This window comes from Actinoplanes sp. NBRC 101535 (genome assembly GCF_030269225.1).
Lineage (GTDB): Bacteria > Actinomycetota > Actinomycetes > Mycobacteriales > Micromonosporaceae > Actinoplanes > Actinoplanes rectilineatus.
This window is the reverse complement of record NZ_BSSY01000002.1, coordinates 315600-334533: the sequence shown is the minus strand read 5'-3', so window position 1 is coordinate 334533 and position 18934 is coordinate 315600. Positions and strand designations below refer to the sequence as shown.

Genomic DNA, 18934 nt, shown 5'->3' with positions numbered 1-18934 from the left:
GGCCTCGCCGAACGGGGTGGGCGGGTCCTAGGCTGGCCGGCATGACTGATTCGGGAACCGGGCGTCACGGTCTCCCCGAGAAGCCGTCGTTGGACGGTCTCGAGGAGAAGTGGGCGTCGCGTTGGCAGGGGGAGGGCACGTACACGTTCGACCGTTCCAGGGAGCGGGCGGACGTGTTCTCGATCGATACACCCCCGCCGACCGTATCCGGTTCGTTGCATGTCGGGCATGTCTTCTCGTACACGCACACTGACACGGTCGCGCGGTTTCAGCGGATGCGCGGTAAGGCCGTCTTCTATCCGATGGGGTTCGACGACAACGGGTTGCCGACGGAGCGCCGGGTTCAGAACGTTTTCGGGGTGCGGTGTGATCCGTCGTTGCCGTATGACCCGGGGTGGGAGCCGCCGTCTCCGGTTCCGGAGCGGCCGGTGGCGATTTCGCGGCGGAATTTCGTCGAGTTGTGCGGCCGGTTGACGGTTGAGGACGAGAAGTCGTTCGAGGCGTTGTGGCGGCGGCTGGGTTTGTCGGTCGATTGGGGTTTGACGTATACGACGATCGGTGACCGGGCGCGGGCGGTGTCGCAGCGGGCGTTCCTGGCGAATCTGGCGGCCGGTGCGGCCTATTCGGCAGAGGCGCCGACGTTGTGGGATGTCGGTTTCCGGACGGCGGTGGCGCAGGCCGAGTTGGAGGACCGGGAGCGGCCGGGGGCGTTTCACCGGTTGGCGTTCCGGGGGCCGGACGGCCGGGTGGTCGAGGTCGAGACGACGCGGCCGGAGTTGTTGCCGGCGTGTGTGGCGCTGGTTCACCATCCGGGTGATGAGCGGTTCGCGGGTGTGACGTCGGTGCGGACGCCTGTCTTCGGGGTGGAGGTTCCGGTTGTCGAGCATCGGGCGGCGGCGGTCGACAAGGGCACCGGCATCGCGATGGTCTGCACGTTCGGGGATGTGACCGATGTCGTCTGGTGGCGGGAGTTGTCGCTGGAGACGCGGGTCGTGCTGGGGCGTGACGGTCGTTTCCTGGCGGAGGCGCCGCCGGGTGTTCCGGTGGAGCTTTACGCGCGGCTGGCCGGGTCGACGGTTGCCGGTGCGCGGCGGGAGGTCGTGGCCGCGTTGCGGGAGTCGGGTGAGTTGCTCGGGGAGCCGCGGCCGGTCAGGCATCAGGTCAAGTTCTACGAGCGGGGCGACTCGCCGCTGGAGATCGTCACCAGTCGGCAGTGGTTCATCCGTAATGGTGGGCGTGACGCCGATCTGCGGGAGTGTCTGCTGGCCCGGGGCCGGGAGTTGGCGTGGGTGCCGGAGAGCATGCACGTCCGGTACGAGCATTGGGTCGGCGGTCTGACCGGTGACTGGCTGGTCAGCCGGCAGCGGTTCTTCGGGGTGCCGATCCCGGTCTGGTACCGGCTCGACGACGCTGGCGAGCCGGACTACGACCAGATTCTCATACCGGACGAATCGGCGTTGCCGGTGGATCCGTCCTCGGACTGTCCGCCGGGTTTCGCGGCGTCGCAGCGGGACGTTCCGGGTGGTTTCGTGGCCGATCCGGATGTCATGGACACGTGGGCGACGTCGTCGCTGTCGCCGCAGATCGTCACCGGGTGGGGCACCGACGAGGATCTGCATGCCCGGACGTTCCCGATGGATCTGCGCCCGCAGGGTCAGGAGATCATCCGGACGTGGTTGTTCTCCTCGGTGTTGCGGGGTGAGCAGCTCGCCGGCACGCTGCCGTGGCGGCGGGCGGTCCTGTCGGGCTGGATCCTGGATCCGGACCACAAGAAGATCTCCAAGTCGAAGGGCAACAGTGTCGCCACGCCGATCGACGTGCTCGAGCAGTACGGCTCGGATGCGGTGCGGTACTGGGCGGCGAGCGGCCGGCCGGGCGCGGATCTGGCGTTCGAGCCGGCGCAGTTGAAGGTCGGGCGGCGGCTGGCGACGAAGTTGCTGAACGCGTCGCGGTTCGCGTTGGGGCTGGGCGCGGAGCGGGCGTTGCGGCAGCCGGTCACCGAGCCGTTGGACCGGGCGATGCTGGGCCGGCTGGCGACGGTGGTCATCGAGGCGACGGAGGCGTTCGAGCGGTTCCAGCACACGGACGCGTTGCAGGTGGTGGAGCCGTTCTTCTGGACGTTCTGCGACGACTACATCGAGTTGGTCAAGGACCGGGCGTACGGGTCGGGTCCGGCGGCCGAGTCGGCGCGGGCGGCACTGGCGGCGGCGTTGTCGGTGCTGTTGCGGTTGTTCGCGCCGTTCCTGCCGTACGTCACGGAGGAGGTCTGGTCGTGGTGGCGGTACGGGTCGGTGCATCAGGCGACGTGGCCGACGCGGTACGAGGTGGAGCGGGTGGCTCCGGAGTCCGATCCGGGGCTGCTGGATCTGGCCGGTGAGGCGTTGCGTCAGGTCCGCCGGGCCAAGTCGGACCGGAAGGTGTCGATGCGCACGGAGGTGCCGCTGGCGGAGGCGCTGGGGCCGGCGGAGTTGCTCGACCGGCTGGAGCTGATCGAGGGCGATGTGCGGTCGGCGGGCCGGATCGGCAAGCTGGACCTGCTGCGGGGGCGTACCCCTGAGTTGGTCGTGGCCTGCGGTTTCTAGCGGTTCTGAATGGAAGAAGGTGGCCCACCGGCCGGGCTGGTGGGCCACCATGGAAGTCATGTCGATCGCGCCGAAGCAGGTCGAGGCCCCTGCGCAGGATGCCGTGTTGTTCCGGTCGTCGCCGGCGCGGACGTTTGTCGTCGTGTTCGGCGCGCTGCTGGTCGCCTATCTGGCGACCACTCCGGTGGTGGCGGTGGTCGTCGGGGACACCGGCGATCCGTGGTGGGTGGTCGCGCTGCAGGGTGTGGTGATCGCCGTGCTGGCGGCGGGCGGTTATGCCGTGTCGGCGCGGGCGGCGTTGCCGACGTGGGTGCGGGTGTCCGACGGTGGTCTGGAGCTGGCCGCGCAGGGCAGTGATCCGGTGTTGCTGGCGTGGCCGGACATCGCCGTGGTGGCGGTCCGCCGGGTGGGTCTGCGGACGGTGCTGGAGGTGGTGCCGGCGGATCTGGACACGGTGCATCCGGTGCAGGGCCGGGACGAGGACACCGAGCCGGTGCTGGTGGACACGCCGCGCGGTCCGGCGTTCACCGCGGATCTGACGCAGATCTGGCCGGGTCCGCGGGTGTTGCGGCGGGAGTTGGACCGGCGGTCGGCCCGGTGTTAGAAGTCGCCGCCGAAATCTCCGCCGCCGCCCCAGTCGCCGCCACCCCAGTCGCCGCCGCCGATGTCGCCCATGCCCATGTCGCCCATGCCCATGTCGCCGACGCCCATGTCACCGCCGAAGTCGCCGAGGCCCGGTGAGAACAGCGCGTCGAAGATCAGCATGCCGCCGAGGACACCGGCGCCGGTGCCGAGGGCGGTCTTCCACACCGGTGTCGAATACCAGCCGGCCGGCACCGGGCGTCCTTGGACGCGGCCGCCCGGGTAGTAGTAGGGGGTTTCGGCGCCCGGCTGCGGCCCGGCCTTGTACGCGTGTCCCTGCACGGTGACCTCACGCGGCTGGGTGAGCTGCCCGGCACCTTGGGAGACGGCGAGCGGCGGCAGGTCGGGGCCGGGGTCGAGGCCCATCGCCAGGCGGGCGGCCCGCACGTAGGCGAGTCCCTCCAGGGCCGACTCGCGGGCCAGTTCGAACTGGCGGACCGTGCCCGCCTGCTGGAGTTGACCGCCGGCGGCGTTGTAGCGTTCGCTCGCGTCGGCGAGGGCCTGCCGGGCCGCGGGTTCCTCGGAGTTCAGGTTCATCACCTGGCCGCCGAGTCGTTCGTACCACCGCTGGGCTTCGGCGCGGGCGTCGGCGAGCTGTGTCTGCTGCCGCCCCTGGCCGTTGCGCTGGGTCGCGGCGATGACCAGGACGACCACCGCGACTATCGCCAGGATCAGCAACACGCTCATCATGTTTTCCACCGTACCCCCGCTGGTCATGAAGCGGCTTTCTGGCAATCTGCGGTGGTGACGTTCTCGACACTGGCGGTTGTTCTGGTTTGTCTCGTGGTGGGTGCCGCTCTGGGCTGGTTGGCGGCCCGGTCGCGGGCGGCCACGGACATCGCGCGGCTGGAGGCGACGCTCGCCGCGTCGCGCGACGGCGAGCAGCGGATGGAGCAGTCGCTGCGGGCACTGTCCTTTGAGGCGACGGCGCAGTCGCAGGAGGCGGTGGCCCGGGCGGTGGCGCCGTTGCACGACGCGTTGCGGCGGTACGAGGAGCGGGTGGTGCAGCTGGAGCACGACCGGGTGGACGCGTACGCGGAACTGCGTGAGCAGGTGAGGGCGATGGGCGCGGTGTCCGGGGAGTTGCGGACCGAGACGCGGCAGTTGGTGGCCTCGTTGCGGGCGCCGCAGGTCCGTGGCCGGTGGGGGGAGCATCAGCTGCGGCGGGTCGTCGAGGCGGCCGGCCTGTTGGAGCATTGTGATTTCGACGAGCAGGTGACGGCGTCCACGGACCGGTCGGTGGTGCGCCCGGACCTGGTGGTGCGCCTGCACGGTGGCCGGTCGGTGGTGGTGGACGCGAAGGCGCCGCTGGAGGCGTATCTGTCGGCGATGGAGTCGCGGGAGGAACGGGACCGGGATCTGCATCTGGACCGGCATGCCCGGCATGTGCGGGCGCACGTGGACGCGTTGTCGGCGAAGAAGTACTGGTCGGCGTTCGAGTCGGCACCGGATTTCGTGGTGTTGTTCGTGCCGGCGGATCCGTTCCTGGATGCGGCGTTGCAGCGGGATCCGGTGCTGCTGGATTACGCGTTCCGCCGCAACGTGGTGCTGGCCACCCCGGCGACGCTGGTGGTGCTGTTGCGGACGGTGGCGTATTCGTGGCGGCAGGAGGAGCTGGCCCGTAACGCCGTGGCGGTGCACGCGCTGGCCCGGGAGTTGTACGAGCGCCTGTCCACCCTGGGTGACCATGTGGGCAAGCTGGGTTCGTCGTTGTCGGGGGCGGTGACGGCGTACAACCGGGCGGTGGGGTCGTTGGAGTCGCGGGTGCTGGTGAGCGCCCGCAAGCTGGCCGACATGGGCGTCGCCGACCATGATCTGCCGGCGCCGGCGCAGGTGGAGATCGCCCCGCGCCAGCCCCAGGCGCCTGAGCTCAGTTAGCGGCGGCAGCGGCCGCCGCGGCTGCCTTCATGTCGCGGCGTAGTTCCTGCGGCAGCGAGAAGGTGAGGCGTTCGTCGGCGGTGGTGTATTCGGTGACCTCGCCGTAGCCGCGTTCGGCCAGGTGGGCGAGGACCTCCATGACCAGGTCCTCGGGGACGCTCGCGCCGGACGAGACGCCGACCGTGGTGGCGCCGTCGAGCCATTCGTCCTGGATCTCGCTGGCGTAGTCGACCAGGTGGCCGGCGCGGGCGCCGGCGCCGAGGGCCACCTCGACGAGGCGCACCGAGTTGGACGAGTTGGTGGAGCCGACCACGATGACCACGTCGCAGTCCGGGGCGATCTCTTTGATCACGTGCTGCCGGTTGGAGGTGGCGTAGCAGATGTCGTCGCTGGGCGGCGACTGGAGCAGCGGCAGCCGGGTCTTGAGGCGGGCGACGGTCTCCATCGTCTCGTCGACGGAGAGGGTGGTCTGGGACAGCCAGACGACTTTCTCCGGGTCGCGGATGACGAGGTTGTCGACGTCGTCGGGGCCGTCGACGAGCTGGATGTGGGCGGGTGCCTCACCGGCGGTGCCGATGACCTCTTCGTGGCCTTCGTGGCCGATGAGCAGGATGTCGTAGTCCTGCGCGGCGAACCGTTTGGCCTCGTGGTGGACCTTGGTCACCAGGGGGCAGGTGGCGTCGATCGCCTTGAGGTTGCGTTCGCGGGCCTGGTCGTGGACCTCGGGGGCCACGCCGTGGGCGGAGAAGACCACGGTGGCGCCCTCGGGCACCTCGTAGTTCTCCTCGACGAAGATCGCGCCGCGGGCCTCGAGGGTGCTGACCACGTGTTTGTTGTGCACGATCTGCTTGCGGACATAGACCGGGGCGCCGTAGAGCTTCAGCGCCTCCTCGACCGTCTGGACGGCCCGGTCGACACCGGCGCAGTAGCCACGCGGTTTGGCGAGCAACACCTGCTTGCGAGATTCGGTCACCCGGCCATGGTACGTGGCCCGGTCCCCCGCCCGCTTTTCTGCGACCAGTACCACAACCGGCTTGCCACCGGGGCCGTACTTCTGCGAAGAGAAAGACGATGAGCGGAACGGGGCGGGTGCGATGAGCAGGGCGGGACGGACGCTGGCGCAGCGGGCGGCGGGTGTGGTCAGCATGGTCGGGGCGATCGAGGAGCTGGACAAGGCGCGCCTGGCCTCGGGGGCGGACGAGCGCTGGCCGGCGCTGGTGGCGGGGGTGCTGCTGCTGGCGGGTGGGCTGGTGTTCGTGTTGTGGCGGCGACTGACGCCCCCGGTGAAGCCGGTGCTGGCGGCAGCGGTCGCGGCGGCGGTGGCCGCCACAGCGGCCGGGACGCTGTACGCGTCGTCGTCGGTGTGCTGCATGTATTCGTACGGGGAGGGCCGGGGCTGGCCGTTCTTCTGGCTCGGCCGGGGCGCGTCGGCGGACGATCCGGAGACGGCGCGGCTGCTGGCGGAGGCGAACGGCTGGGCGTTGCTGCCGGACGGGCTGCTCGGCAACGTGGTCGTCGGGGCGTACGCCGGAATGATCGTGATGGTGGTGATCAGCGTGGCCCGGCGCTCGAAGAGCGGGCGAAAGGTGATTTCCGCCCCGGGCGTCACGGGCTGACGCGATACTCGGTCCATGATCGCGGAACGGGGCGCCGAGGTGCTCCGGGTGATGGCGGGCTGGTTCCTGCTCGGGATCGGGGTGCTGAACGTCGCGGTCGAGGTGGACGGCGGCCTGACCCCGGTGTACCTGCTGTTCCACGGGGTGCTGGCGGCGGCCGGGTCGGTCGCGTTGATGCGGCACCGGCTGCGTCCGAGCCGGGCCGCGGTCGTCGTCGCCGGTCTGCTGGCCGCGGCCGGGATGCTGGCCGGTGCGGTGCCGACGACGACGCGTTGCTGCCTGGACGCGGCTTTCCCGCAGCGGCGTGGTTTTCCGTTCCCGTTCCTGGGCACCGGTGACGGCGCCCGCCTCGACCTCGAGTACCTGTTCGCGGACCTGCTGTTCTGGGCCTGCCTGGCGGTGGTGCTGCTGATCGTGCTGGCCCGGGTCGAGGTGCTGCTGCCGGAGCGGCGTACGCCGGTGGCGGTCCCCGGGTATGTGCCGCGGCACGCCGAGGCGCGCCTCACCGCCGAGGAGCCGACGCCGGCCGCGCCCCGGCATCGCCGCGACGAGAATGTCGGTGGTCTTACGTAGTCTGGCCGGGTGACGGAGCCCGCGAAGACCGATAAGAGCAGCGCCGACGAGCCGTGGCCGGTCCGTGTGGTCAGTCAGAAGATCGGGGCCTGGATCGCGAAGCTCGGCTGGGTGTGGGTCGACGGGCAGGTGGCGCAGATCAGCCGCCGTCCCGGGTCGGGGGTGGTCTTCCTGACCCTGCGTGACCCGTCCGCCGACCTGAGCCTGACCGTGACCGCCCACCGGGATGTGCTCGACGCGGGCGCACCCGAGTTGTCGGAGGGTGCCCGGGTCACGCTGCACGCCAAACCCGAGTTCTATCCGGCCCGCGGCACGTTGAGCCTGCGGGCCGACGAGATCCGCCAGGTCGGTCTGGGTGAGTTGCTGGCCCGGCTGGAGAAGCTGAAACGGCTGCTCGGCGCGGAGGGCCTGTTCGCCCGGGAGCGCAAGCGGAGGCTGCCGTTCCTGCCGGGCCGGATCGGCCTGATCACCGGGCGGGCCAGCGCGGCCGAACGCGACGTGCTGATGAACGCCCGGCGGCGCTGGCCCGGGGTGGATTTCCGGGTGGTCAACGTGCCGGTGCAGGGTCCGACGGCGGTGCCGCAGATCCTCGACGCGCTGAAGGTGCTGGACGGCGACGACACCGTCGACGTGATCGTGATCGCGCGCGGCGGCGGCAGTGTGGAGGACCTGCTGCCGTTCTCCGACGAGGCGCTGTGCCGGGCGGTGTTCGCGGCGCGGACCCCGGTGGTCAGTGCGATCGGCCATGAGACCGACACGCCGCTGTTGGACTACGTCGCCGACCTGCGGGCGTCGACGCCGACGGACGCGGCCAAGCGGATCGTGCCGGACCTGGGTGAGGAGTCCCGGCTGATCGGTCACGCCCGGGACCGGCTGGACCGGGCCGTGCGGACCCGCGTCGACCGGGAACGGCAGCGGATCGAGGCGTGGCGGTCGCGGCCGGTGCTGGCCCGGCCGCACACCCTGATCGACCAGCGGGCGTCCGAGGTGACGGCGTTGCGGGACCGGGCCGGGCGCAGCCTGGAGCACCGGGTGCGCCGGGCCGACGACGACCTGCGGCACACCGTGGCCCGGCTGCGCGCGTTGTCGCCGGCGGCGACGCTGCAGCGGGGTTATGCGATCGTGCAGCGCCCCGACGGGCACGTGGTCCGCGCCGCGGACGAGGTGACCGGTGACGACGTGATCCGTGTGCGGCTGGCCGAGGGCGAGCTGCGAGCAACCGTGATGGAGAGCCGATGACCGACGAGAAACTCAGCTACGAGCAGGCCCGCACCGAGCTGGCCTCCGTGGTGGAACGCCTGGAGCAGGGCGGCGGCACCCTGGAGGAGTCGCTGGCGTTGTGGGAACGCGGCGAGAAACTGGCCGACGTCTGCCAGCGGTGGCTGGACGGCGCGCGGGAACGCATCGACGCCGCCCGGGCCGCCCGCGACGGCGACTAGCAGGGCGGGCCGGGCCAGGACGGGGCAGAACGGGTCAGGGCAGGGCGGAGGCGAGTTCCTGCAGGCTCTCCGGCTGGTCCTCGGCCCCCAGGATGATCATCGTCCGGTCGGTCTCGGTGACGACCAGGGCGATCTCGCCGTCGCGTCCGCTGTACATCAGCCAGTTGCGCTGTTCGGCGCGGAAGTTGCCCAGCCGTTCACCGGAGTCGCCCAGCTGTGCGGGGACCAGGGCGGCCGCGTCGACCGTGCTCTCCAGCAGCTGGACCGCGTCGCCGCCCGGCGCGACGTAACCGACGCGCAGAGTGTCGCCGTCGTCCTCGCGGCGGAACGACGCCGACGCGACGATCCAGTCGTCGCCGAGGCCGGCCGGCCGGGCCACCGGGAACACCCGGGCGGCCTGGTCGAAGGCGGGCGTCGCATCCTTGGAGACCGGCTGGTCGCCGTCGAGCACCACCCGGTAGTAGCCCATGAACAGGGCGATCGGGACGAGCAGCACGGCCAGCGACAGCAGCATGTCGCGGGGCGCACGGCCCTCCTTCTTCGCGAGGCGCGGGGAGGGGGCGGGCGCCGGTGACGGGGTCTCGGGGGCGGGTGACGGCGATGCTGGTTCCACGGACCCATTGTTAACCATGTCGCTGAACCGAGACGTCGGCCGCCCTCGGATGCCAGGATCGAGGGCACATCCAGCCCCGCAACGTCGCGAGGAGGCACCCGTGCCCGCCCGAGTCCCCCAGGATCTGGACCGCAACATCGCCCTCGACCTCGTCCGTGTCACGGAGGCCGCCGCCATGGCCGCCGGACGATGGGTGGGGCGCGGTGACAAGAACGGTGGTGACGGCGCCGCCGTCGACGCCATGCGCAAACTCATCAACTCGATCCAGATGCGTGGCGTCGTGGTGATCGGTGAGGGTGAGAAGGACGAAGCGCCGATGCTGTTCAACGGCGAGCGGGTCGGTGACGGCACCGGCCCGGAGGTGGACGTCGCGGTCGACCCGGTCGACGGCACCACCCTGATGAGCAAGGGCATGCCCGGTGCGGTCGCGGTTCTCGCGGTCGCCGAACGCGGCGCGATGTTCGACCCGAGCGCCGTCTTCTACATGGAGAAGATCGCCGTCGGGCCGGACTGCGCCGACGTGATCGACATCAATGCCGGTGCGACGGAGAACCTGCGGCGGATCGCGAGGGCGAAACGGTCGAGTGTGTCCGACGTGACGGTGTGCATCCTGGACCGGCCGCGGCACGCGAAGCTGGTCGAGGAGGTGCGTCAGGCCGGGGCGAACATCCGGTTCATCTCGGACGGTGACATCGCCGGGGCCATCTCGGCGGCGCGCGGCGAGTCGGACGTCGACGTGCTGATGGGCATCGGCGGCACCCCGGAGGGCATCACCGCGGCGTGTGCGATCAAATGCCTGGGCGGCATGATCCAGGCGAAGCTGTGGCCGCTCGACGACTCGGAGCGGGAGAAGGCCATCGCCGGCGGTCACGACCTGGACCGGGTGCTCACCACCGACGATCTGGTCACCGGAGACAACTGTTTCTTCGTGGCGACCGGTGTGACGTCCGGCGACCTGCTCAAGGGTGTGCGTTACCGGTCAGGGGGCGCGCACACGCAGTCGATCGTGATGCGGTCCAAGAGCGGCACGATCCGGGTGATCGACTCGTATCACCGGTTGGAGAAGCTGGCGCTGTATTCGGCTGTCGACTTCGACGGGCATCTGCCGACGGTTCCGCTGGGCGACGGCGACCCGGTGATCTGAGCAGAACCCACGATCTGAGCAAACCCCGTGGTGGGCCGGGCTTCGTGCCCGGCCCGCTCTCTTTCAAGACCTCGGGGGTACGCGCTGCCCCTGTTTCAATCCGCCAGGATCGACGGCCGGCCGCGCGCCCGATCCGCCCGGACTCCCGTGGCAGAGACCGCAGGCCCGCGGCAGAGGCTGCAGGCCCGTGCCCGTGCCCGCGACCTTCAGAACGCGGCCGTGCACGAGGCCGTGGCCGTGTCAGCCCGTGGCCGTGGCCGTCAGCCCGTCGACGTCAGCCCGTGGCCGTGGCCGTCAGCCCGTGACAGATGTCGCCGAGAACGACCGTGCAGCCGTCAGAGGCGGCGGCGCCGGAACACGACGGCGGCGATGAACCCGCCGAGCAGGCCGAGCAGGTGCCCCTGCCAGGAGACCCGCGGGTCGGTCGGCAGGATGCCGTACAGCTGGTACCAGTACAGCAGGCCGATGAAGAGGAACACCGCGAAGTTCCACCAGCTGCGTTCGACGATGCCGCGCATCAGCAGCAGGCCCAGGTATCCGAAGATGACGCCGCTGGCGCCGACCGTCACCGTGTTCGGGTCACCGATGAACCACACGCCGATCCCGGACACCATCATGATCAGGAACGTGGACCAGATGAACCGGCGGGCGCCGCCGGCCATCGCGAACGTGCCGAGCAGGATCAGCGGGACCGCGTTGCCGTAGAGGTGGTCCCAGTCGGCGTGCAGGAACGGGCTGAACAGGATGCCGTCCAGGCCGTCGAGGCGGTGCGGGATGATGCCGCCGGCCACGTCCAGGGTGCCCGGCCCGAGGGCGACGTCGATCGCCTCGACCAGGAACAGGGCGGGGACGATCGCGCACATCGTGACGAAGGCCCGGCCCACGGAGGCGTAGAACGCCTCGGTGCCGAACCTGGCCGCTTCGTCGGAGCGTGTCGTGGCCCACTCGTACCCCATGCATCGATGATTCCAGGGCTGCGGCGGACCGGCCACCCGAGTGGGGAGACGTTCAACTCAACCGCCGGGTCGCGGCCCGGATGTCTGACCGGAATGTCGAGATCTGCGTGTAGACGCCGAAATAGCCGTCGCGGGCGCAGCCGAGTCCCCAGCTGACGATGCCGACCTGTTCCCACCGGCCGGTGTCGGCCTTGACGACCATCGGGCCGCCGGAGTCTCCCTGGCAGGTGTCGACGCCGTGCCGGCCGGCGCAGATCGATTCGTCGCGGACCAGTTCGACGCCGGCCTTGCGGTAGGAGACCGCGCACGTCTCGTCCGGGATGATCGGCACCTCGGCGTAGTGCAGGCGGCGTTCCTGGCGCGGCGAGCCCTCCTTGGTCTGGCCCCAGCCCATCACGGTGAACGGTCCCTCGTCGGAGGGGCCGCCGCGGCCGATCTCCAGGGTGGGCAGGTCCAGCTCCCGTTCCAGTTTGATCACCGCCCAGTCGTCGCCGCGGGTCTCGGTGACGAAGTTCGGTGAGCGGTACACCTCGACCGAGCGGACCGTGATGGCCTGGCGGGATTTCAGGTCGGACACCCCGGCGGTCACGGTGATCTTGTCGTTGCGGCCGCTCGCGCCGACGCAGTGCCCGGCGGTGAGCACCACGCGAGGGGCGGTCAGTGCGCCGCCGCAGCCCATCGAGAGGCGCACGGCCCAGGGGAACAAGCCGGATTCGGCCACCTCGCCGCCGACGACGGCGCGGGCCGCCCGGTCGCCGGTGGACGCGTGCGCCGGGGTGCCGGCGCTGACGAGCGTCAGGAGCACGACCAGGAAACCCGATGGGACAATTCGGACCATACGGACATTTGATCACAGTAGAACGGGGCTGCGCGGTGTGCCGCGCAGCCCCGTCACTACGAGATCGTCAGTACCAGCCCACGTTCTGCGAGTGGTTCCAGGCACCGCACGGAGTGTCGTAACGACCCTCGATATAGCCGAGACCCCACTTGATCTGGGTGGCCGGATTGGTCTTCCAGTCCGAACCCTCGGACGCCATCTTGCTGCCGGGCAGGGCCTGCGGAATGCCGTACGCCCCGGAGCTGCTGTTGGTGGCCTTGTAGTTCCAGCCACTCTCCTTCTTCCACAGCTTGTCCAGGCACGGGAACTGGTCGATCGAGAAGCCGGCGCTGACCATCAGGGCACAGCCGGTCTTACGACTGCCGCTGTACTCGTTGCAGGAGGACGGGATGTCCCCGGTGAACTCCACCGGGCCGCCGGACTCCTCGGCCTTCTTCTTCTCGGCGGCGGCCTTCGCGGCGGCAGCCTCCTCGATCGCCTTCTTCTCCAGCGTGCGGGCCTTCGACGCGGCGGTCTTGGCCTCCGACGCGGCCTTCTCGGCGGCGGCGTTCTCGGCCACCGTCCGGAACGAGCGGGCCGCGGCGTGTTCGGCCGCGCGATCCTTCAGCAGCCGCCACTCGTCGGCCTGAGCCTGCGAGACGAGCTGCGACTCCGCGCTCTGTTGCTGGACCTCGCGGTTCTGTCCGAGGTAGACGCCACCGGTGAGACCCAGAACCAGGAGACCGACGGAAGCCACACGGACTCCCACTCGGCCGACGAGCCGCTTCACGAAGATTCCCTTCGTCGGGGGCAATGACGCGGCGCGTCCCCACCGTTACGGGTGGAACGCGCCGCGAGCACCGCGACCATCCGGGCCGCCTCCTCGAACTCGCGAGGGGGTGGCCTCCAGTCGATCTCCGACGTCGCGGCCACGCGTTGGCACTCGCCGAACACCATGGCGCAACGTGATGCGGATGTGAAATGTCGAGACCTTCTTGTGATGTTAGTCACAAGAATTTCTACTACATTTCCCTACAAAACCCGACGGCGGGGTCGCTCAGAGGGGGATTTCCTCCAACAGGTCGGTGACCACCTCGGCAATGGGAGAACGCTCCGAACGGGTGAGGGTGACGTGCGCGAAGATCGGATGGCCCTTCAACGCCTCGATCACCGCGGTCACCCCGTCGTGCCGGCCGACCCGCAGGTTGTCCCGCTGCGCCACGTCGTGGGTCAGCACGACCCGGGAGTTCTGGCCGATGCGCGAGAGCACCGTGAGCAGCACGTTGCGCTCCAGCGACTGCGCCTCGTCGACGATGACGAACGCGTCGTGCAGGCTGCGGCCGCGGATGTGGGTCAGCGGCAGGACCTCGAGCATGCCGCGGGCCATCACCTCCTCGACCACGTTGGCGTGCGCCACCGCGCCGAGCGTGTCGAAGACCGCCTGCGCCCAGGGCGACATCTTCTCCGCCTCGCTGCCGGGCAGGTAGCCGAGCTCCTGGCCGCCGACCGCGTACAGCGGGCGGAACACGATCACCTTCTTGTGGCGGTTGCGTTCCATGGTCGCCTCCAGCCCGGCGCAGAGCGCCAGAGCCGACTTGCCGGTGCCGGCCCGGCCGCCCAGCGAGACGATCCCGACCGACTCGTCGAGCAGGATGTCCAGCGCCACCCGCTGCTCGGCCGAACGACCCCGCAGCCCGAAGGCGTCGCGGTCACCGCGTACCAGCTTGATGGTCTTGTCGGGGTTGACCCGGGCCAGGGCCGACCCGCGCGGTGAGTGGATCACCAAGCCGGTGTGGCAGGGCAGGATCTCGGCCTGCTCCGCCTCCAGCTCGTCGCCGGCGTAGAGGGAGGCCACCTGCTCCTCGGTCAGCTGCAGGTCGGCCATGCCGGTCCAGGTGGGATCGCTGGCCTGGCCGTGGCGGTACTCGTCGGCGGTCAGACCGACCGAGGCGGCCTTGACGCGCAGCGGCATGTCCTTGCTGACCAGTGTGACGTCGCGGCCCTCCGCGGCCAGCCCGAGCGCCACCGACAGGATGCGGGTGTCGTTCGAGTCGTTGCGGAAACCCTGCGGGAGCACGCTCTGATCGGCGTGGTTGAGCTCCACCCGCAGCGTGCCGCCCTCGTCGTTGCAGAGGACCGGCTGGTCGAGACGGCCGTGCTTGATCCGCAGCTCGTCCAGCACCCGCAGGGACTGCCGGGCGAACCAGCCCAGTTCGGGGTGGTGCCGTTTGCCCTCCAACTCGGAGATGACCACCAGCGGGACGACCACCTCGTGGTCGGTGAACCGGCGGAAGGCCGCCGGGTCGGACAGCAGGACTGAGGTGTCCAGGACGAAGACCCGTCCGGCAGGAGCGGGTTCGGCGTCGGCGTGCCGGTCCCGCGTCTTGCGACGGGTCGTCGTGGCACGGCTCTTGGTCACCTTGTCGGCCGGGTCGGTCTGAGGGGCGACACCGGCATCGGTACGGCGAGATGTCACAGGCCTGCTCCAGCGGGCGTGCAACCCCAGCCACCCGCGGTCCGCCACCTCCGGCCGCCGGGCTCTTGCACGGGGACGGGATGCGGGCCCCGTGGCGCAAAAACGCAGGTCCGGGCCGACCGGCTGGCTCGGGATGACCCCGTGCCATGACTCAAACGCTAGCGGTCAACAGCGTCCTGCGGTAGTGCGCAAAATCGGGCACCGCGGGGTGACGCTCGCCCCACGCGAAAATCACCCGGCATAAAAGACGACCATCCGCGGGTAGTCTGGCGGCGTGGCAGAGACTGCACGTCCGACCCGTCCGTTGACTCCCGGCGACGCCTGGGCGTTCACCGCCCGCCACGCCGCCGAGACCACCTTCTTCTTCGATTTCGACGGTGTGCTGTCGCCGGTGACCGACGACCCGGACGCGTCCCAGCCGGTGCCCGGTGCGGTCGACGTGCTGGAACGCCTCGGTGGGGTGGTGTCCCGTGTGGCCATCGTCTCCGCCCGGCCGGTCGACTTCCTGCGCTCGCGGTTCGGCGCCCTGGAACACGTCGACCTCTACGGGCTCTACGGCCTCGAGGTGTGGCACGACGGCCAGGTGGTCACCGAGCCGACCGCCCTGGAGTACGTCGAGACCATGCGTGAGCTGGCCGAACGCGCCCGCGTCGAGCTCGGTGAGCCGGTCCTGGTGGAATACAAGCGGATCGCCGTCGCCCTGCACTACCGCCTCGACCCGTCGCGTGCCGACGACGTCAAGCGGTGGGCCCACGACCAGGCCGAACGCCAGGAGCTGCGGATCCAGAACGGCCGGATGGTCGTCGAGTTGAAGCCGCCGGTCCAGCAGGACAAGGGCATGGTGATCGCCGAGGCGGTCCGCGGCACCCGCTGCGCGTGGTATTTCGGTGACGACATGTCCGACATCAAGGCGTTCACCGCGCTGCACGACCACGAGGCCGGTGACCCGTCGTTCCTGGGCATGGCGGTGGCCGTGGCCAACCCGGAGACCGGCGCCGAGGTGTCCCGGGCCGCGGACCTCACCCTGGACTCGCCGGAGACGGTGGCCGCGTTCCTGACCGAGGGCCTGGACCGCCTGCGGTGACCACCGCCGGCGACCCCGCCGGTGGCGCCTGAGCCCGCCCCCTCGCGCGGGGCGATCCGCTCAGGCGCCGAAACGGCGCTGCCGGTTGGCGTACGAGCGCAGGGCCCGCAGGAAGTCGATGCGACGGAAATCGGGCCAGTTCGCGTCGTGGAAGTAGAACTCCGAGTGCGCCGACTGCCAGAGCAGGAACCCGGAGAGCCGCTGCTCGCCGCTGGTCCGGATGACCAGGTCCGGGTCGGGCTGCCCGCGGGTGTAGAGGTGCTCGGCGATGTGCTCGACGTCGAGGATCTCGGCGAGTTCCTCGATGGTGCCGCCGGTCGCCGCGTGTTCGTAGAGCAGTGACCGGACCGCGTCGGTGATCTCCCGCCGCCCGCCGTACCCGACGGCCATGTTGACCTCGACACCGTCGCAGCGGTCCCGGGTCTTCTCCTGGGCCGCCTTGAGGGTCGCCGCGGTGCCGGCCGGCAGCACGTCGAGCGCACCCACCATGCGCAGCCGCCACGGGTTGCCGTCCTCGGCCAGCTCGGTGGCGAGATCCTCGATGATCTTCACCAGCGGGTCCAGCTCGGCGGCCGCCCGCCGCAGGTTGTCGGTGGCCAGCAGGTAGAGCGTCACGTGCTCGATGCCGGCCTGGTCACACCAGGTCAGCATCTCCTTGATCCGGGCGGCACCGACCCGGTGGCCGTCGTTGGGGTCGACGAAACCCATCTCGCGGGCCCAGCGCCGGTTGCCGTCGCACATGACCCCGACGTGCCGGGGCACGGGCTTGCCGGCCAGCTTTCCAGCCAGCCGCCGCTCATACAGGGAGTAGACCAGGGAACGCAGACTCATCACCGCAAAGGGTAGCCACCCCCGCCCAGCGCCCACGCGCGGACGGTCCGCCCTGAGACGATCCGCGCGACGACGCGCCCGATCGTGCCGGTGAGCGGCTCCACCGTCCGGACACCCGCCGGGACGGTGACCGGAATCGGCCGGTGTCCCGGGGTGTCCCGTCGCGGGCGCTGCGGGTCGCCCTCCACGAGCGGCGGACGGTCAGCGGCTGAGCCGGGCCCTCAACGCGTCCAGCTCCGCCCAGAGCACCGCCGGCAGTTTGTCGCCGAACTTCTCGAACCACTCGGTGACCTGTGGGATCTCGGCCAGCCACTCGGCGGTGTCGACCCGCAGCACGGCCTCGAGCGCCGCCGGGTCGAGGTCCAGCCCGGTCAGGTCCAGTGACTCCGGCGTGGGTACGTGCCCGATCGGCGTCTGCACCGCGGCGGCCGTGCCGTCCAGCCGTTCGGCGATCCACTTCAGCACCCGGCTGTTCTCGCCGAACCCCGGCCACAGGAAGGCGCCGTCGTCGTCGCGCCGGAACCAGTTGACGTAGAAGACCTTCGGCAGCAGCGCGGCGTCGCCGGACGCGCCCTTGGCCATGTCGATCCAGTGCTGGAAGTAGTCACCGGCGTGGTACCCGATGAACGGCAGCATCGCCATCGGGTCGCGCCGGACCACGCCGACCTTGCCGACCGCGGCCGCGGTGGTCTCGCTGGACAGCGTCGCACCCAGGTAGACGCCGTGCACCCAGTCCCGGGCCTCGGCCACCAGCGGCACCGTGGTCCGGCGGCGCCCGCCGAACAGGATCGCGTCGATCGGCACGCCCCGCGGGTCGTGGTACTCCCCCGCGAGGATCGGGCACTGCTCGATCGGGGTGCAGAACCTGCTGTTCGGGTGGCTGGACGGGCGGTCCGCGTCCGGCGTCCAGTCCTGGCCGGTCCAGTCGGTGAGGTGCGCGGGCGGCTCGCCCATGCCCTCCCACCAGATGTCGCCGTCGTCGGTCAGCGCCACGTTGGTGAAGACCGAGTTGCCGCGGGCCAGGGTGCGCATCGCGTTCGGGTTGGTGTGGAAGTCGGTGCCGGGCGCCACCCCGAACAGGCCGAACTCGGGGTTGGTCGCCCACAGCCGGCCGTCCGGGCCGAACCGCATCCAGGCGATGTCGTCGCCGATCGTCTCGACCGTCCACCCCGGGACCGTCGGCTCCAGCATCGCCAGGTTGGTCTTGCCGCACGCCGACGGGAACGCCCCCGCGATGTAGCGGACCCGGCCCGCGGGCGAGGTCAACTTCATGATCAGCATGTGCTCGGCGAGCCAGCCCTCGTCGCGGGCGGCCACGCTGGCGATCCGCAGCGCGAAGCACTTCTTGCCGAGCAGCGAGTTGCCGCCGTACCCGGAGCCGTACGACCAGATCTCCCGGGTCTCCGGGAAGTGCGAGATGTACTTGGTCTCGTTGCACGGCCACGCGACGTCCTGCTGCCCCGGGTCCAGCGGCGCGCCGACCGAGTGCAGGGCGGGGACGAAGTCGGTGTCGTCGCCCATCGCCGCCAGGACGTCGGCGCCCATCCGGGTCATGATCCGCATGCTCGCGACCACATACGGGCTGTCGGTCAGCTCGACGCCGAACATCGGCTGCGGCGCGTCCAGCGGTCCCATGCAGAACGGGACGACGTACATCGTGCGGCCGCGCATGCTCCCCCGGTACAGCACGGTCATCGTCTGCTTCATCGCGTCCGGGGCCGTCCAGTTGTTCGTCGGCCCGGCGTCGGCCTCGTCGACCGAGCAGATGAACGTCCGTTCCTCGACCCGCGCCACATCCGACGGGTCGGTCCGGGCCCAGAACGAGTTGGGCCTCTTCCGCGGGTCCAGGCGGACCAGTGATCCCGCCTCGACCAGCTCGTCGGTGATGCGGGTCCACTCGGCCGGTGAACCGTCGCACCAGACGATCCGGTCCGGTGTCGTCAGTGCGGCGACCTCGTCGATCCAGGCCAGCAGGCGCGGGTGCGAGGTTGGGGGCTGCGTCACGGTGAAGCTCCTTCGGTCGTCGCTGACCAATGACGAATCAACCGGCGTGATGCCGGTCACGTCTTGGGGAGTTCGGGCCAGCCTAAGCCCCCGAAGCATCGAGTTCATCGGTCGTTCTTGTGGACAACCACACAATCCATGGATGTCATGCTCAAAAACGATCGATTCTTCGACACTCAGCGCAGTTGTGCGCAATCACTCCGCCGCGCCGGGCAGCCATGCCGACGCTCGCGACAACTTTCGCAAAACGGACTTAACGCCTTAGGCTTTCACCTAATC

18 protein-coding genes are annotated in these 18934 nt (G+C 70.3%); 9 read left to right on the top strand and 9 right to left on the bottom strand.

Annotation, left to right across the window (positions count from 1 at the left end):
• The first annotated feature begins 41 nt into the window (after window positions 1-41).
• Together valS and QSK32_RS06570 are read left to right on the top strand one after the other, a co-directional pair.
• Window positions 42-2582: a valine--tRNA ligase gene (gene valS, locus QSK32_RS06575; protein WP_285471435.1), complete on the top strand. Its 2541-nt coding sequence runs from the start codon at window positions 42-44 to the stop codon at window positions 2580-2582.
• A 58-nt stretch (window positions 2583-2640) separates the two neighbouring features.
• Window positions 2641-3186, top strand: coding sequence for a hypothetical protein (locus QSK32_RS06570; RefSeq protein ID WP_045744393.1), 546 nt, complete (start codon window positions 2641-2643; stop codon window positions 3184-3186).
• On the opposite strand, the gene QSK32_RS06565 is transcribed toward QSK32_RS06570, so the two are convergent.
• Window positions 3183-3911, bottom strand: a complete 729-nt coding sequence (locus QSK32_RS06565) for a hypothetical protein (RefSeq protein ID WP_502872516.1) — start codon at window positions 3909-3911, stop codon at window positions 3183-3185. The genes QSK32_RS06570 and QSK32_RS06565 overlap by 4 nt on opposite strands.
• 57 nt (window positions 3912-3968) lie before the next feature.
• Between QSK32_RS06565 and QSK32_RS06560 the strand changes: the two genes are divergently transcribed.
• A complete protein-coding gene (locus QSK32_RS06560; protein ID WP_045744391.1) occupies window positions 3969-5102 on the top strand; it encodes a DNA recombination protein RmuC in 1134 nt (377 codons plus the stop codon).
• Here QSK32_RS06560 and QSK32_RS06555 read toward each other — a convergent pair.
• Complete coding sequence (locus tag QSK32_RS06555) at window positions 5095-6075, bottom strand: 4-hydroxy-3-methylbut-2-enyl diphosphate reductase (protein WP_285471433.1); 981 nt, start codon at window positions 6073-6075, stop codon at window positions 5095-5097. The two genes, QSK32_RS06560 and QSK32_RS06555, sit on opposite strands and share 8 nt — an antisense overlap.
• Before the next feature lie 121 nt (window positions 6076-6196).
• Between QSK32_RS06555 and QSK32_RS06550 the strand changes: the two genes are divergently transcribed.
• The 4 genes from QSK32_RS06550 to QSK32_RS06535 are packed head-to-tail and all read left to right on the top strand — an operon-like array spanning window position 6197 to window position 8730.
• The gene (locus QSK32_RS06550; protein ID WP_045744376.1) at window positions 6197-6718 is read left to right on the top strand and encodes a hypothetical protein; all 522 of its coding nucleotides are present in this window, start codon (window positions 6197-6199) and stop codon (window positions 6716-6718) included.
• Window positions 6719-6733: 15 nt separating this feature from the next.
• Entirely contained in the window at window positions 6734-7291 is a 558-nt protein-coding gene (locus tag QSK32_RS06545; RefSeq protein WP_045744375.1) for a hypothetical protein, read from the top strand.
• A 9-nt stretch (window positions 7292-7300) separates the two neighbouring features.
• Window positions 7301-8530 carry an exodeoxyribonuclease VII large subunit gene (gene xseA, locus QSK32_RS06540; protein WP_045744374.1) on the top strand — a complete coding sequence of 410 codons (1230 nt, stop codon included), beginning with the start codon at window positions 7301-7303 and terminating at the stop codon, window positions 8528-8530.
• A complete protein-coding gene (locus tag QSK32_RS06535; protein WP_045744373.1) occupies window positions 8527-8730 on the top strand; it encodes an exodeoxyribonuclease VII small subunit in 204 nt (67 codons plus the stop codon). Before xseA ends, QSK32_RS06535 begins: the two co-directional genes overlap by 4 nt.
• A gap of 34 nt (window positions 8731-8764) precedes the next feature.
• On the opposite strand, the gene QSK32_RS06530 is transcribed toward QSK32_RS06535, so the two are convergent.
• A complete protein-coding gene (locus QSK32_RS06530; protein ID WP_245674076.1) occupies window positions 8765-9343 on the bottom strand; it encodes a DUF4245 domain-containing protein in 579 nt (192 codons plus the stop codon).
• A gap of 49 nt (window positions 9344-9392) precedes the next feature.
• Between QSK32_RS06530 and glpX the strand changes: the two genes are divergently transcribed.
• Window positions 9393-10487 (top strand): class II fructose-bisphosphatase, encoded by a 1095-nt coding sequence (glpX, locus tag QSK32_RS06525; RefSeq protein ID WP_045744371.1) that lies wholly within the window; start codon window positions 9393-9395, stop codon window positions 10485-10487.
• Window positions 10488-10822: 335 nt separating this feature from the next.
• Here the strand turns inward: glpX and QSK32_RS06520 are convergent, their stop codons facing one another.
• The 4 genes from QSK32_RS06520 to phoH2 all read right to left on the bottom strand — a co-directional run bounded on the left by QSK32_RS06520 (window position 10823) and on the right by phoH2 (window position 14736).
• Window positions 10823-11443 (bottom strand): rhomboid family intramembrane serine protease, encoded by a 621-nt coding sequence (locus QSK32_RS06520; RefSeq protein ID WP_045744370.1) that lies wholly within the window; start codon window positions 11441-11443, stop codon window positions 10823-10825.
• A gap of 52 nt (window positions 11444-11495) precedes the next feature.
• Complete coding sequence (locus tag QSK32_RS06515) at window positions 11496-12281, bottom strand: S1 family peptidase (RefSeq protein WP_285471432.1); 786 nt, start codon at window positions 12279-12281, stop codon at window positions 11496-11498.
• A 67-nt stretch (window positions 12282-12348) separates the two neighbouring features.
• Window positions 12349-13050: an aggregation-promoting factor C-terminal-like domain-containing protein gene (locus QSK32_RS06510; protein ID WP_045744368.1), complete on the bottom strand. Its 702-nt coding sequence runs from the start codon at window positions 13048-13050 to the stop codon at window positions 12349-12351.
• Window positions 13051-13317: 267 nt separating this feature from the next.
• Complete coding sequence (gene phoH2 / locus QSK32_RS06505) at window positions 13318-14736, bottom strand: RNA 5'-3' helicase PhoH2 (RefSeq protein WP_045744367.1); 1419 nt, start codon at window positions 14734-14736, stop codon at window positions 13318-13320.
• 274 nt (window positions 14737-15010) lie between these two features.
• Here phoH2 and otsB point away from each other — a divergent pair, with 274 nt between their 5' ends.
• The gene (gene otsB / locus QSK32_RS06500; RefSeq protein WP_045744366.1) at window positions 15011-15820 is read left to right on the top strand and encodes a trehalose-phosphatase; all 810 of its coding nucleotides are present in this window, start codon (window positions 15011-15013) and stop codon (window positions 15818-15820) included.
• A gap of 60 nt (window positions 15821-15880) precedes the next feature.
• Here otsB and QSK32_RS06495 read toward each other — a convergent pair whose 3' ends face one another.
• Complete coding sequence (locus QSK32_RS06495) at window positions 15881-16651, bottom strand: isoprenyl transferase (RefSeq protein ID WP_045744365.1); 771 nt, start codon at window positions 16649-16651, stop codon at window positions 15881-15883.
• Window positions 16652-16852: 201 nt separating this feature from the next.
• On the bottom strand, window positions 16853-18655 hold the full coding sequence (locus QSK32_RS06490) for a phosphoenolpyruvate carboxykinase (GTP) (RefSeq protein WP_285471431.1): 1803 nt from the start codon (window positions 18653-18655) through the stop codon (window positions 16853-16855).
• Window positions 18656-18934 lie beyond the last annotated feature (279 nt).

What these genes read in the sequence shown, in the direction of transcription:
- valS (WP_285471435.1), top strand. Translation starts at nt 42, where the DNA reads ATGACTGATTCGGGAACCGGGCGTCACGGTCTCCCCGAGAAGCCGTCG.
- QSK32_RS06570 (WP_045744393.1), top strand. Translation starts at nt 2,641, where the DNA reads ATGTCGATCGCGCCGAAGCAGGTCGAGGCCCCTGCGCAGGATGCCGTG.
- QSK32_RS06565 (WP_502872516.1), bottom strand. Translation starts at nt 3,911, where the DNA reads ATGAGCGTGTTGCTGATCCTGGCGATAGTCGCGGTGGTCGTCCTGGTC.
- QSK32_RS06550 (WP_045744376.1), top strand. Translation starts at nt 6,197, where the DNA reads ATGAGCAGGGCGGGACGGACGCTGGCGCAGCGGGCGGCGGGTGTGGTC.
- QSK32_RS06545 (WP_045744375.1), top strand. Translation starts at nt 6,734, where the DNA reads ATGATCGCGGAACGGGGCGCCGAGGTGCTCCGGGTGATGGCGGGCTGG.
- QSK32_RS06535 (WP_045744373.1), top strand. Translation starts at nt 8,527, where the DNA reads ATGACCGACGAGAAACTCAGCTACGAGCAGGCCCGCACCGAGCTGGCC.
- glpX (WP_045744371.1), top strand. Translation starts at nt 9,393, where the DNA reads ATGCCAGGATCGAGGGCACATCCAGCCCCGCAACGTCGCGAGGAGGCA.
- QSK32_RS06520 (WP_045744370.1), bottom strand. Translation starts at nt 11,443, where the DNA reads ATGGGGTACGAGTGGGCCACGACACGCTCCGACGAAGCGGCCAGGTTC.
- QSK32_RS06515 (WP_285471432.1), bottom strand. Translation starts at nt 12,281, where the DNA reads ATGGTCCGAATTGTCCCATCGGGTTTCCTGGTCGTGCTCCTGACGCTC.
- QSK32_RS06495 (WP_045744365.1), bottom strand. Translation starts at nt 16,651, where the DNA reads ATGAGTCTGCGTTCCCTGGTCTACTCCCTGTATGAGCGGCGGCTGGCT.